Here is a 14,281-nt window from a genome sequence, read left to right on the forward strand (position 1 = left end):
CCTTTCGCCTTCGAGTCCGGGCGCGATGATGGCACGCCCTCCCGACGCTCGCCAACAGCAAATTTTGCAGCGCAGCAATTAATCGGCCCGGCTTTCGATGATGGCGTTGCGAATACCCTGCCTCAACTCGCGACGAACCGGATGGATGCTGGAGGGAAAATGCTGGGTCATGAAAATGCCGATCAGCCGCTCCGCCGGATCGATGAAGAAGAAGGTCGAGAAGACGCCCCCCCAATAATATTCCCGCGTCCGCAGGTCCGTCGCGAAGCCGAGGCCGAAACCGACGCCCGCATAGTCCGCCTCGCTGAACATGGAGGAGGACAGGCTGGAAAGGTCGGCCCCGCCCGGCAGGTGATTGGCGTGCATCGCCGCGACCGTTTCCGGCTTCAGCAGCCGCGCGCCGTCCAGTTCGCCGCCGCGCAGCAGCATCCGGGCGAAGCGGTGGTAATCGGCGACGGAGGAAATGAGGCCCCCGCCGCCCGAACGCAGCCTGAGCGGCCTGCGCCACCCGCTGCGGGCGCCCCGGTCGTAAAGCGACAGCGTGCCGTCCGGTCCCCATTGCCAGGCGTCCGTCATCCGCTCCACCCGGCCCTCCGGCAGTTCGAAGAAGGTGTCCGGCATGCCCAGCGGATCGAAGATGCGCTCCTGAAAGCAGCGCTCCAGGTCCAGGCCGGCCAGCCGCTCCACCACGACGCCCAGCACGTCGGTGGACACAGAATAATTCCAGCGCTCGCCCGGCGAAAATTCCAGCGGCAACGCGGCGAGCGCGGCGATGAACTCGTCGGAACCGCGCTTCTGCTGGAACTCGTCGAGGCCAAGATCGCGGTAGCGCGCATCGATGGCGGTCTGCCGCTGCAAGCCGTAGGTAAGGCCGGACGTATGGCGCAGCAGGTCGATCATCAGCATCGGCCGCCGCATCCGCCCGGTTCCATCGGCGCCGACGGCAAGGTCGGCGAATTCCGGCAATATCTTCGTCACCGGATCGTCCAGCGCCACCAGCCCCTGCTCCACCAGCATCATGAAGGCGACCGACGTCACCGGCTTGGTCATGGAGGCGATGCGGTAGAGCGCGTCCTCGGCCAGCGGCTCTCCCGTCGCCCGCGCAATGCCGCTGTGGACCGACATGATCGGTTGCTCGTCCCGCGACACCAGCAAGTGCATATGGGGCAGCTTGCCGGGAGCGACATAGTGGTCGTGAAGGATGTCGGCCAACGCCTGCAATTTCCCGGCGTCCATGCCCGCCGCCTGCGCTGCCTCCGCGTCCACCTGCCCTGTAAGCTCCATCGATCCTCCTGCCGGCCCTTCATATGGCAGAAAAGGACGTTCATTCCATCACCGTCATTCCTGAGTGGTGGTATAAAGCGGACTTATCCTATTCCTCCCCATCAAGAGATGGGGAGGGGGACCGCCGCTGAAAGCGGTGGTGGAGGGGAAAATACGCAGGTCACGCCATTTCCCCTCCACCAGCCTTCGGCCGGTCCCCCTCCCCACGCTTCGCGTAGGGAGGAATCTAACGTCCGCGAATGGCCCTTCACCGACACCCCCAATCGCCCCTTCCCCGCTTGCCCGTTGCCAGGGCTTCATCGTCCCTTTATGCCAACCGCCTGATCCCATTGGACGCAAGTTCTTCATGGCTACCGGCCTTTCCGCCATATTCCTGCACAACCGGCCCGCCCTGCTGCGGTTCCTGCGCGCACGCGGCGCGGGCGACGAGTCCGAGGACCTGTTGCAGGACATGTGGATGAAGCTGGAGGAGAAGGATCTGGGGCCGGTCGCCGACCCCCTCCCCTATCTCTACCGCATGGCGAACAACCTGATGCTCGACCGCTATCGGTCCGCCACCCGGCGGGAACGGCGCGAACAGGATTGGGCGGAGGGCGCGGGCGGCGTGATGGCCGACCCGTCGGAGGACGTCGCCGTCGACGAACGGCTAATCCTGAACGAGCGGCTGGAGGAGGCGCGTGCCGTGCTGCAATCCCTGGGGCCAAGGGTGGAACTGGTGTTCCGCCGCTTCCGCCTGGAGGGGGTCGGACAAAGGCTGATCGCGGAGGAACTGGGCGTCAGCCTCACCACCGTGGAGAAGGATCTGCAAAAGGCCTATCGCGCCATGATCGCCCTCAAGCGAAAAATGGATACGGAATGAGGATCGCGGCGGCGTCTGGCTCAGATGAGGGGCTGACATGAACAGGGCTGGAGCCATGATGAACGAGGAGGCGCTCGGATGGGTCATCCGCACGCGCGATCCCGAATTTGCCGATTGGGAAGCCTTCACCGCGTGGCTGGAGGCCGATCCCGCGCATGCGCCCGCTTATGATACGCTGATGGCGGCGGACGGCGATCTGGCGGACATCGTTCCGGCCGAACCTGTCACCATCGCCATGCCCGCCAACGACGCCGGACCGCGAGGCTGGAGGCCGATGCGCTGGCTGGCGGGGGGCGCGGTCGCGGCCGCGCTGGTCGGGGTGGTTTCGGTTGGCCTGATGAACCGGCCGGACATCTATACCGTCGCCACGCGGCCGGGCGAAACCCGCACCATCGCGCTGGACGAAGGCACCCGCGTCGAGATGAACGGCGGCACGACCATGCGCTTCGACCGGCATGACCCGCGTTTCGCGGCGCTCGACAGCGGCGAGGCGGCCTTCACCGTCCGGCATGACGCGAAAAACCCCTTCCGCGTGACCGTGGGCGACGCGCTGTTCGAGGATGCGGGCACCGTCTTCAACATCGTCCGCACCGGCAATGCGACCCGCATCGGCGTGTCGGAGGGCGAGGTCATCTACAATCCGAAGGCGGAAGCCATCGCCCTGCCCGCCGGCCGCGCCCTCATGGACGACGAGAACGGCCTGCGCGTCATGGACATCGCGCCCGACGCCGTCGCGAGCTGGCGTCAGGGCCGCCTTACCTACGCCAATGCCCCGGTGACGCAGATCAGCGCCGACATCGCCCGTTCATTGGGCGTCCGGCTCACCGCCACGCCCGGCGCGGGGGCGATGCGCTTCACCGGCACGATCCGCCTGGACCGCGACCCGGCGCGCTTCTTTGGCCAGGCGGCGCCGCTGATGGGCCTCGGCGCCGTCAGGCAGGGCGACGGCTGGCTGTTGAGGGAGGGGGATGGCCCGCCACGCTGACGTCCTGTTCGTCGCCGCCCTCGCCATGATGGCCGCTTCGCCTGGGCAAGCGGCGGAAAGACAGCAGATCAGCATCGCCCCCGGACGGCTGGGCGAGGCGGCGATAGCGCTCGGCCGCCAGACCGGCGCCAGCATCGGCATGTCGGACCAGTCGCTGGCGGGCATGGCCACTCCCGCCGTGGAAGGACGCATGACGGTGGAAGCCGCGCTCAAGCGCCTGGTCAAGGGCAGCGGCGCCAGCATCCGGCGGATCGACGCGACCACCTGGCGGATCGTGCGAGCGCCCGTCGCGCGCGAACAGCCCCGCGCCCGCATCGCCCAACCCGTTCCGCAAGCCGCGCCCGAACCGGCCGAGATCATCGTCACCGCGTCCAAGCGCGACATCCCGCTGCCCCGCTATGCCGGGATGGTCGATGCGGTGGGCGACGACGCCTTCACCGCCGGGGAAGCGGCGGGCGGCACGGCCAGCCTGATCTTCCGCGTGGCGAGCCTCAGTTCCACCCATGCGGGCGCGGGCCGCAACAAGCTGTTCATCCGCGCCATCGCGGACTCCGGCGTGGCCGGGCCGACCCAGGCGACGACGGGACAATATCTGGGCGACATGCGGCTCAACTATGCCGCGCCGGACCCTGACCTGAAACTCTACGACATGCAGGGCGTGGAGGTACTGGAAGGGCCGCAAGGCACGCTCTACGGCGCGGGATCGCTGGGCGGCATCGTGCGCATGATCCCCAATGCGCCCAACCTGGTTCGCGCCGGCGGGCAGATCTCCGCCGGGCTCAGCGCGACGCAGCATGGCGATCCGGGCGGCGACCTGGCCGCGACGATCAACCTGCCGGTCGTGACGGAGAAGATCGCGCTGCGCGTCGTCGGCTATGGCGTGCAGGACGGCGGCTATATCGACGATGTGCTGCGCGACAGGCATGACGTCAACCGCATCCGCACCCATGGCGGCCGCGCCGCGCTGCGTTTCGCGCCGGACGAGGACTGGACCATCGACCTCACCGGGGTCTTCCAGCGGATCGAGGGCGACGATGCGCAATATGCCGCCAAGGAGATCGGCGACCTCAAGCGCGCCTCCGCCGTCGCCCAGCCCTATTCGTCCGACTATGCGCTCGCCAACCTGAGGGTAGAGCGGCAGTGGGACGATCTGCGCTTCGTCTCCTCCACCGGCTTCGTGCGCAACATATTGACGGAAAGCTACGACGCGACGCCCTATGAGATGGCCGGGGCGGACGCGCCCGCCGCCCTGTTCCGGCAAAGGAACAAGGTCGACATCTTCTCGACCGAAAACCGCATCGTCCGCGACCTGGACAATGGGCTGGGCTGGATATTGGGCGCATCCTATCTGGAAAGCACGTCGGACATTCAGCGCTCGCTGACTTCCTACGGCACGGACCTGATGCAGCCGCAGGTCATCCCCGGCGTGCCGATGTACGGGCGCGGCATGCCCGCCACATCGACCGGCGTGCACAACCGCATCCGGGAGGCGACGCTCTTTGGCGAGGCGTCGTTCGAACCCATGCGCGGCCTGATCGCCACGGTGGGCGGCCGGCTGACCAACAGCCGCCTGACCGGCGAGGTGCTGGACCCCATCGCCCTGTTGTCCCTGGCCGCCATCGCGAAGGCGGAGGCGCAGGCGAACCGGAGCGAGACGATCTTCCTCCCCTCCTTCTCCCTGCTGACCGACGCCCTGTCGGGAATGACCGTCTATGCCCGGTTCCAGCAGGGCTTCCGTCCCGGCGGGCTGGCGGTCGACGACCAGCATATCCAGCGGTTCCGCAACGACCGCGCGTCCACGCTGGAACTGGGCTTCCGCAGGGGCGTGCCGGGCGTCGATCCGGTCGCGCTCACCGGCAATCTCGCCTATACCAGGTGGCGGGACATCCAGGCCGACGTCACCGACCGGATCGGCATTCCCACCACCGCCAATATCGGGGACGGGCGCATCTACACGGTGGAGGGGCGCGTCGCCATCCGCCCCGCGCCGCGCCTGACGCTGGACGGCAGCATCATCTACAATGACAGCCGCCTCAGCCGCCCGGCGCAATTCCTGCGCCTGCTGTCCTATGAGGGGCAGTCGCTGAGCCTGCCCAATGTCGCCAATTGGGGCGGCCGCATCGGCTTCGACTATCGCGCGCCGGTGGGCGGGGAGATGCGGCTCCAACTCAGCGGGTCGGCCCGCTATGTCGGCAAGTCGCGGCTGGGCGTCGGGCCGCTGCTGGGCCGGGAACAGGGCGACTATGTGGACACGGCGTTCACCGCCGCGCTGACGCATGGGACGGTGCAATGGTCGCTGTCCCTCGCCAACCTGCTCGACAGCAGCGGCAACCGCTTCTCGCTGGGCACGCCCTTCGACCTCAGCGGGGATTATGTGACGCCGCTGCGTCCGCGCACTGTCCGGCTGGGGCTGGATTTTGCCTTCTGATCCTGCATCGCATTATTTTTAACGGACGGGACAGGCGTTCCCGCGCCGTCTTCGCCGCATGCGCGCTCATCGGAAAGAGGCGCGGCACGCAGAGGAGACATCATGCGCAATCTACTGGCCTGCACGGCCATCGCTCCCGTTCTGGCCGCCCTGTCGGTGGCCGATGCGGCGGCGGAAACCACCATCGGTTCCTCCACCACCACCGCCGTCCGCACCTCGACCGTCGCCAATGGCGCCGCCGATGACGTGACGGTCAGTTCGGCAGGATCGATCACCCTGACCGGCGGCACCGCCATCACCCAGGACAGCAACAACAAGGTCGGCAATGCCGGCACGCTGAAGATTTCCGGAGCGGACGGCGCGACCGGCATTCGCGCCGTCGCGGGCACCAGCGGCACTATCAGCCATAGCGGCACGATCACCCTGGACGAGGATTATACGCCCGCCGATGACGACAAGGACGGCGACCTGGACGGCCCCTTCGCCAAGGGTTCGAACCGCAACGGCATCTGGGTCCAGTCGGGCGCGGCGCATATGGGCAATATCGACAGCAGCGGCACCATCACCATCGAAGGCAATCAGTCCGCCGGCATCCGCATCGACGCGCCGCTGACCGGCAATCTGTCGACCAGCGGCTCCACCAGCGTGGTGGGCGACAATAGCCATGGCGTGCTCGCCAATGCGATCACCGGCAATGTCACCATCCGCGGGACGACGGCGGTCACGGGCGCCAACAGCACCGGCCTCGCCCTGCAAGGGGACGTGACCGGAGCGGTGAAGATCCAGGGAACGATCACCAGCACCGGCTATCGCTATATTTCGCGTCCGAGCGACGTTTCCAAGCTGGACGCGGACGATCTGCTTCAGGGCGGATCGGCGGTGACGATCGCCGGCAATGTCACGGGCGGCGTCATCTTCGACATTCCGCCGACGCTCGACAGCAGCAAGCCCGACGTCGACAATGACGGGCTGACCGACGCCAGCGAAGGCTCCGCCAATATCATCGCCTACGGCTCCGCCGCCGCCGTGCGGATCGGTTCGGCCACGGCGGCCACGACCATCGGTCCGGTGGCCGCGGACAGTTCCGGCTATGGCCTGATCGTCAAGGGGACGATCACAGGACAGGGCGTCTATAACGGCGTCAGCGCCAATGGCCTGGCCATTGGCGGGCTGGGCGGCGACGTCACGCTGGCAAAGGGCCTGCTGGTGTCTGGGTCGGTCGGCGCTGCGTCCCATGACAGCAATGCGACGGCCATTCGCCTGGGCAGCGGGGCCACGGCAGACACCATCCAGGTGGGCGGCGCGGTGAGCGCGACCGGATCCAGCGTCGCCGGCACGTTGGCGCGCGCGCTGGTGATCGACGCGGGCGCGACGAGCCGCGCCATCGTCAACAGCGGCGCCATCTCCGCCACGGCGCTCAGCAGCAAGGACGGCGCGGCCGTCGCCATCCTCGATTCCTCCGGCACGGTGTCGTCGCTGTCCAACAGCGGCACCATCTCCGCGACTGGGGGCAAGAGCGGGTCGAACGTCGCCGTCGATCTGAGCGCCAATGGCAGCGGCGTCACCCTGACGCAGTCGCTTGCCTCCGCCACGGCGAGCGCGCCCAGGATCACGGGCGACGTGCGGCTGGGGTCGGGCGCCGACGTCGTGACCGTCTCGGCCGGCGGCATCGCGGGCAATGTCGACCTGGGCGGGGGCAGCAACAGCCTGGCGCTCTCCGGCTCCTCCACCTTGGCGGGCAATGTCGCGCTGGGCGGGAACGGCTCCAGCCTGGGCCTGTCGGGAAGCGCGCAGATCAATGGCGACGTGGATTTCGGCGGCGGCGCGTCGACCCTGACCCTTTCCGGCACCGCCGCGCTCAACGGCGCGATCGGCAATGCCGGCCATGTCGCCGTCGCGATGAATGGCGGCACGCTCAACGCCGGCAACAAGGGCGCGGTCGCGCTTGGCTCGCTGGCGGTCGGCGCATCCTCCGTCATCGGCGTGACGGTCGACACGGCCAACGGCACCAACACGCTCTACAATGTCGCGGGCGCCGCAACCTTCGCCAGCGGATCGCAGGTCAAGGCGACCCTGACCAGCGTCGTCGGGTCGGAGGGCGATTATGTCATCGTCCGCGCCGGATCGCTGAGCGGCACGCCCGCCCTGTCCAGCACCACGCTGATCCCCTATATGTTCAAGGGCGGCATCGCCAGCAACGCCGCGACGGGGGAAGTGACGCTGTCGATCGCCGCCAAGACCGTGTCCGAACTCGGCCTGACGGGATCGCAGGCGCGGGCCTATGACGCGATCTTCAACGCGCTGGACAAGGACAGCGCCGTTGCGGGCCGCTATCTTGCCATCACCGACGGCGACGCGCTGAAGGCCAATCTGCAACAGATGCTGCCCGACCATGCCGGCGGCACGTTCGAGGCGGTGACCGCCGGTTCGCGCGCGACCGCCCGCATCCTGGCCGATCCGGGGGGCATCTACCGCACCGACGACGGGCGCCTCGGCTTCTGGCTGCAACAGGTGGCGTTCGGCAGTTCCAAGAGCCTGGGCGACACTGCGTCCTACGACATCACCGGCTGGGGGGCGAATTTCGGCGCGGAATATCTGACGGGGATCGGCGCGCTGGGCGCATCCTTCGCCTATATCCATGGCAGCGACTCTTCGGGCAGCACCGACAATGCCGTGGATTCCGACCAGTTCGAACTGGCGGCGCACTGGCGGGGCGATTTCGGCCCGTTCCAGGCCTACGCCCGCCTGTCGGCCGCCCATGTCGATTTCCGCGGCAGCCGCCATTTCGAGTCCGGCGACGTCGTGCGCGCGGCCGACGGCGACTGGTCGGGCAAGCTCTACTCCGCGACGGCGGGCGGCTCCTATGAGATGCGCTTCAACCGCTTCACCCTGCGTCCGGCGGCCGGCATCGATTATTACCGGCTGAAGGAAAACGGCTATGGCGAGACGGGCGGCGGCGCTGCCTTCGACCTGATCGTCGACGGGCGCACCAGCGACGAACTGACCGCCAGCGGCAACGTCACGGTCGGTTACGACTTCGGCAGTCTCGACCGCGAGGACGGCTGGATGCGGTTCGAGCTGGAAGGGGGACGGCGCCAGATCATCGGCGGATCACTGGGCGACACCACCGCCCGCTTCGCCGGTGGGGAGGACTTCACCCTGGTCGCGGACAAGCGCACCAGCGGCTGGACCGGGCGCGCCCGGCTGATCGGCGGCACTGGAAGTTTCCGCGTCGGCGGCGAATTCGGGGCGGAACAACAGCAAGATCACGTCGCCCTTTCGTTGCGGGCGACGGTAAACTTCATTCTGTGACGTCCTAGGCAGCATGGACAAATTCGAAAATGTCGTGGAATTGGCCGGGCGCGGTCATCAGTTTTCCGTCACCCCGGGAAGGGGGAATGACGGCAAACCAACCAAATCGCTCAGTCCGTCGAGTCCTGAACTTGTCCACGCTGCCTGGAGCGTTTTCCAAGCAGATGAATCATCTGCTGACTTGGGGAACGCGGCAAAGCAAGAGCCTGGAGCGGCCGATCCGATGCAGTCGGATCGGAATCCGCTCCAGCACTGAATTGGCGGGCCACACCCCACAGACCCTCCCGGCCCGCCGATCCGCCATGACATGAGCCGCATCCCAACGGCGTCATGGCAGTGAAGGAAGGGGCGCTGCCTTCCCCCGGCAGCGCCCCTTTTTTTACCGCTTCAAGGTCGGACCGCGAAATCGAAGATCCGCGCGCCGCCCGTGCCGCCGCCCCACATGCCGGGACCGGAGCCGGCGCTGACGGAATAGAGGAAGCCATATTCGCCCGCGCCCAGATCCGCCTTCGGCATGACCTTGAAGACGCCGGGCGCCACCTGCTCATAGTCGAAGGCGATGCGGTCCTTGTCCATGACTCCGGACTTGGCGCCGCCCAGGTTCATGCTGCCGACGCGGGTTTCGCGACGGCCCTTCTTCACGTCGAACTGGATCAGGCTGAATTCATTGGGCGAGGTGATCGCCGCCGCCGGTCCCGCCAGCCAGAGCGACGGCGCGCCAGCCTGCGACAGGCTGCGATTGGCCTCGTCAAAGTAGAAATAGAAGGTCGGCCGCGCCTTGCCCGACGCGATCCGGGCGCTGACATTGGGTATGACCGCCTTGATGCTGAGCGAGGCGATGCCCCCGGTGAAGGCATAGCCCAGTATCCCGCCTGTCTTGCTCTGGTTGGAAATGGTGGGATCGATCCGCGCCATGCGGGCAGGCTCCGCGCCTTCGACCAGCATGTAGATGCCGGAAGGATGCGGCACCAGCGGATCGGGCGAGTCCGCCGACATGGCCGCCTTGGCCGAGGTGATGCCCTGCGATCCCGCCTCGATCATCGCGGCGATGACGGGGCCGGAAACGCCGTTCTTCTTGAGCGCGATGAGGTCTTCGGTGGACAGCCTGTACCGGGCGGGCGAAGCCTTGATCTTCGCGATCACGGCTTCATCCCCCAGACCGGCCGATACCAGCGCCACGACGCTGTCATTGTCGAGCGTTTCCGCGCGCGCCGCGACGGTCGCGATGCATGCCGCGAGGCACAGCCCCACGGCGAAAATCCCCCTTTTCATATCCACCCCCTGAAACCAGGCCGGCATCCCCATGCCGGCCCCCATGACTTAACTCAAAGCCTTCCTGATCAGTTCGTTGACGACCTGCGGATTGGCCTTGCCCTGCATCGCCTTCATCGTCTGGCCGACGAAGAAGCCGAACAGCGCCTCCTTGCCCGCCTTATACTGCTCGACCTTGTCGCCATTGTCGGCCAGCACCTTGGCCACCGCCGCCTCGATGGCGCCGGTGTCGCTGGTCTGCTTCAGGCCCTTTTCCTCGACGATCTTGGGCGCGCTGTCGCCGGTTTCGAGCATGATCTCGAACACCTGCTTGGCGATGGTGCCGCTGATCGTGCCGTCCGCGATCAGGGCCAGCAGTTCAGCGCCTTCCTCCGGCCCGACCGGGCTGTCCTCCAGGCTCTTGCCCAGACGATTGAGCGCGCCGTAAAGCTCCGACAGCAGCCAGTTGGCCGAAGCCTTGGCCACCTCGCCCTCGCTCTTCTTCTGGATGCGCGCGCCCTCGGCCAGCAGCGCCTCGAACCAGCGGGCGGTGTCGGCGTCGGCGGTCAACGTGGCGGCATTATAGGCGCTAAGGCCCAGATCCTTCTCATAGCGGCGACGCTTGGCGTCGGGCAGTTCGGGCAGCGACTGGCGGCATTCCTCCAGAAAGGCGTCGTCCAGTTCCAGCGGCAGCAGGTCCGGATCGGGGAAATAGCGATAGTCATGCGCGTCTTCCTTCGACCGCATGGAGCGCGTTTCATTCCTGTCCGGATCGTAGAGGCGCGTTTCCTGCACCACCTTGCCGCCCGCCTCCAGCACGTCGACCTGGCGATTGGCCTCATGCTCGACCACCGCCATGACGAAGCGGACGGAGTTGACGTTCTTCGTCTCGGTGCGGGTGCCGAATGGTTCGCCCGGCTTGCGGACCGAGACGTTGACGTCGGCGCGCATCGAACCCTGGTCCATATTGCCGTCGCACGAGCCGACATAGCGCAGGATCGTCCGCAGCTTCGACAGATAGGCCCCGGCTTCGGCCGGGGAGCGCATGTCGGGCTTCGACACGATCTCCATCAGCGCCACGCCCGAACGGTTGAGATCGACATAGGAGCGCGTGGGATGCTGGTCGTGCATCAGCTTGCCCGCATCCTGCTCGACATGGATGCGCTCGATGCCGATCTTCTTGGTCTCGGCGTCCGGATTCTTGTCGTCCAGGCTGATCTCGATCTCCCCCTCGCCCACCAGCGGGTGGTAAAGCTGGCTGATCTGGTAGCCCTGCGGCAGGTCGGCGTAGAAATAGTTTTTCCGGTCGAAACGCGACCATTTGTTGATCTGCGCCTTGATCGCCATGCCGGTGCGCACCGCCTGGCGGATGCATTCGCGATTGGGCACGGGCAGCATGCCGGGCATGGCCGCGTCGACAAGGCTCACCTGCGTGTTCGGCTCCGCCCCGAAAGCCGTGGCGGCGCCGGAAAAGAGCTTCGCCTGGCTCGTCACCTGCGCATGGACCTCCAGGCCGATCACGACCTCCCACTCGCCGGTTGCGCCCTGGATGCGATAGGTTGATTCGGTCATCAGTCGTCCTCTGAAGGCGTGATCAATGACACGCCGGGGAAATAGCTTCTGTAAAAGCGCGGGTCGCGGGTCAGAATGGTGGCTCCCGCCGCCTGCGCATGCCCGCCGATGAAGAAATCGGCGAGGATGGATTTTGCCGCTCCGGCTTGCCGCCGGGCACGATGAACCTCGAACGCCCGCCCGGCCTGGAATGCGCCTTCGTCTGTCAGCGGCTCAATCATGATCAGCATGGAGGCCAAGACGGCCCTGAGATCGGCCAATGCTTCGAACCGTGGCGCGATCTCGCCTACCACCACCGGATTGATGAACAGAGAGGCTCCGAAAGCGGCGCGATTGATGTGGGCGAACGACCAGTCGAACCACTGCGGATCACGATCGAAAACATCTATGAGCACGTTTGAATCAATCAGGATCACGGTTCGTAACTACCCCGTATCTCCCGCATATATTCATCCGTGCTCATGCCGTCCGGATTCGGATATTTTCCGGCGATCGCCATGATGGCTTCACGCACCCGCCGGCTCCGTTCGCTGGCCTCCTCCAGGCTGAAACCCAGAGGGGTGACCACCACCTGGCCTTCGCCATTGACCGTCACCTTATAGGGTTGCCCCGGAACCAGACCAGCGGCGTCACGCATGGCCTTGGGGATCAATATTTGCCCCTTGCTCGTCATGGTTCCGGTTTCGATCTTGCTCGGCGCGTTCATCGTCAATCTCCAGTGTTACCAAGGTAACACTTCGACCTGGACATTACCACCACTTGTCCGGCCGCGCCGCAAAGCCTGCGCGTTCTTCAATCGCAAGGCCCGCGTTCAGCACGGTCTGCTCGTCCAGCGCCCTGCCGATGATCTGGAGGCCCAGCGGCAGTCCTTGCGAGTCCAGCCCGCCCGGCACCGCCATGGCGGGCAGGCCAGCCAACGAAGCGGGCACGGTGAAGACATCGTTCAGATACATGGCCAACGGATCGGCCTGCTTCTCCCCCAATGCGAAGGAAGCGCTGGGCGCGGTCGGCGTCAGCAGCAGGTCGCACTTCTCGAAGGCCTGCTCGAAATCCCGCGCGATCAACGCCCGGACCTTCTGCGCCTGCGTATAATAAGCGTCGTAGAAACCCGCCGACAGCACATAGGTGCCGATCATGATGCGGCGCTTCACCTCCGGCCCGAAACCGGCGGCGCGGGTCGCGGCATACATGTCCTGCAGGCCCGCCCCATCGGGCAGATCGCGCTGGCCATAGCGCACGCCGTCATAGCGGGCGAGGTTCGAGGACGCCTCGGCAGGCGCGATGATATAATAGGTCGGCAGCGCATATTTGGTATGCGGCAGGGACACGTCCACCACCTCGGCGCCCGCATCCTTCAACCATTCGATGCCGCGATCCCACATGGCGGAGATTTCCGCGTTCAACCCATCGGGTCGATATTCCCTGGGAATACCGACCTTCTTCCCCTTGAGATCGCTCGACAAATTGGCTTCCCACTGCGGCACGGCCAGGTCGAGCGAGGTCGAATCCTTGGGATCGAAGCCCGCCATCGTCTCCAGCAGGATCGCATTGTCCCGCACCGTCCGCGCCATCGGCCCAGCCTGATCGAGCGAAGACGCAAAAGCCACGATCCCCCAGCGCGAACAACGCCCATAGGTCGGCTTGATCCCCGATATGCCGGTAAAGGCGGCAGGCTGGCGGATCGACCCGCCCGTGTCGGTCCCGGTCGCCGCCGGGCAGAGCCGCGCCGAAATCGCCGCCGAAGACCCGCCCGAAGACCCCCCCGGCGCCAGCGCGGCATTGTCGCCGCCGCTACGCCGCCAGGGCGAGATCACATTGCCGAAATAGCTGGTCTCGTTCGAAGAGCCCATGGCGAACTGGTCGAGGTTCAGCTTGCCCAGCATGCCAGCGCCCGCATCCCACAGCTTCTTCGAAACCGTGGACTCATAGGTCGGCGTGAACCCCTCCAGCATGTGGGAGGCGGCGGTTGTCTGCACGCCCTCGGTGCAGAACAGATCCTTCATGCCGATCGGCACGCCCGAAAGCGGCTTCAGCGCCTCCCCCGCGGCCTTCGCCCTATCGGCGGCGTCGGCCGCTTCCAGCGCCCTTTCCGGCGTCTCGACGATGAAGGCATTGAGCGCCTTGGCGGCGGCGACATTGGCGTTGAACGCCTCCGCCACTTCCCGCGCCGAAAAATCGCCCGCGCGGAAACCGTCGCGGATTTCCGCGACCGTCAGATCAGTAAGCTCGGTCATTCGATCACCTTCGGCACCGCGAAAAAGCCATGCTCGGCCTGCGGCGCATTGGCCAGCACCCGGTCGCGGACATTGCCGTCGGTGACGACATCGTCGCGCAGGCGCAGCTTGTTGGGGATAACGGCGGTCATCGGCTCCACGCCGGTCACGTCCACCTCCCCCAATTGCTCCACCCAGCCCAGGATGTTGTTGAGTTCGGGCACCATGGCTTCGGCTTCGGCGTCGGTCACCGAAATGCGCGAAAGGCTGGCGATCTTTTTCACGGTCTGAAGGTCTATCGACATGGCCCCGCCGCTACCATCGGCACCTCCATGCTTCAAGTCCTTGCGCGCATGACGCGCTTGCGCCAGACAGGG

Annotated in this window: 11 protein-coding genes; 4 read left to right on the forward strand and 7 right to left on the reverse strand. The window is 66.3% G+C overall.

The annotated features are described in order from the left end of the window. Positions 1-78: 78 nt before the first annotated feature. On the reverse strand, positions 79-1,284 hold the full coding sequence (locus Sj15T_RS07470) for a serine hydrolase domain-containing protein (RefSeq protein WP_013040461.1): 1,206 nt from the start codon (positions 1,282-1,284) through the stop codon (positions 79-81). Positions 1,285-1,630: 346 nt separating this feature from the next. Between Sj15T_RS07470 and Sj15T_RS07475 the strand changes: the two genes are divergently transcribed. From Sj15T_RS07475 to Sj15T_RS07490, 4 genes are all read left to right on the forward strand, one after another. Beyond that, positions 1,631-2,143: a sigma-70 family RNA polymerase sigma factor gene (locus tag Sj15T_RS07475; RefSeq protein WP_007688742.1), complete on the forward strand. Its 513-nt coding sequence runs from the start codon at positions 1,631-1,633 to the stop codon at positions 2,141-2,143. 55 nt (positions 2,144-2,198) lie between these two features. Next, positions 2,199-3,128: a FecR domain-containing protein gene (locus Sj15T_RS07480; RefSeq protein ID WP_013040463.1), complete on the forward strand. Its 930-nt coding sequence runs from the start codon at positions 2,199-2,201 to the stop codon at positions 3,126-3,128. Further along, entirely contained in the window at positions 3,112-5,556 is a 2,445-nt protein-coding gene (locus tag Sj15T_RS07485; RefSeq protein ID WP_013040464.1) for a TonB-dependent receptor, read from the forward strand. Before Sj15T_RS07480 ends, Sj15T_RS07485 begins: the two co-directional genes overlap by 17 nt. Before the next feature lie 102 nt (positions 5,557-5,658). Next, entirely contained in the window at positions 5,659-8,868 is a 3,210-nt protein-coding gene (locus Sj15T_RS07490; protein WP_013040465.1) for an autotransporter domain-containing protein, read from the forward strand. Between the two features lie 387 nt (positions 8,869-9,255). Here Sj15T_RS07490 and Sj15T_RS07495 read toward each other — a convergent pair whose 3' ends face one another. From Sj15T_RS07495 to gatC, 6 genes are read right to left on the reverse strand one after another with little or no spacing between them, the layout of a single operon-like run. Next, positions 9,256-10,140, reverse strand: coding sequence for a hypothetical protein (locus Sj15T_RS07495; RefSeq protein WP_041386465.1), 885 nt, complete (start codon positions 10,138-10,140; stop codon positions 9,256-9,258). 48 nt (positions 10,141-10,188) lie between these two features. Next, the gene (gene gatB, locus Sj15T_RS07500; protein WP_013040468.1) at positions 10,189-11,691 is read right to left on the reverse strand and encodes an Asp-tRNA(Asn)/Glu-tRNA(Gln) amidotransferase subunit GatB; all 1,503 of its coding nucleotides are present in this window, start codon (positions 11,689-11,691) and stop codon (positions 10,189-10,191) included. Beyond that, on the reverse strand, positions 11,691-12,107 hold the full coding sequence (locus Sj15T_RS07505; protein WP_041385954.1) for a type II toxin-antitoxin system VapC family toxin: 417 nt from the start codon (positions 12,105-12,107) through the stop codon (positions 11,691-11,693). The genes gatB and Sj15T_RS07505 overlap by 1 nt, the downstream gene beginning before the upstream one ends. After that, on the reverse strand, positions 12,104-12,397 hold the full coding sequence (locus Sj15T_RS07510) for an AbrB/MazE/SpoVT family DNA-binding domain-containing protein (protein ID WP_007686467.1): 294 nt from the start codon (positions 12,395-12,397) through the stop codon (positions 12,104-12,106). Before Sj15T_RS07510 ends, Sj15T_RS07505 begins: the two co-directional genes overlap by 4 nt. A 43-nt stretch (positions 12,398-12,440) precedes the next feature. Then, positions 12,441-13,925 (reverse strand): Asp-tRNA(Asn)/Glu-tRNA(Gln) amidotransferase subunit GatA, encoded by a 1,485-nt coding sequence (gatA, locus tag Sj15T_RS07515; RefSeq protein ID WP_013040470.1) that lies wholly within the window; start codon positions 13,923-13,925, stop codon positions 12,441-12,443. After that, complete coding sequence (gene gatC, locus Sj15T_RS07520; RefSeq protein ID WP_007686469.1) at positions 13,922-14,209, reverse strand: Asp-tRNA(Asn)/Glu-tRNA(Gln) amidotransferase subunit GatC; 288 nt, start codon at positions 14,207-14,209, stop codon at positions 13,922-13,924. The genes gatA and gatC overlap by 4 nt, the downstream gene beginning before the upstream one ends. Between the last annotated feature and the right edge of the window lie 72 nt (positions 14,210-14,281).

This window comes from Sphingobium sp. TA15 (assembly GCF_037101235.1).
GTDB lineage: Bacteria > Pseudomonadota > Alphaproteobacteria > Sphingomonadales > Sphingomonadaceae > Sphingobium > Sphingobium indicum.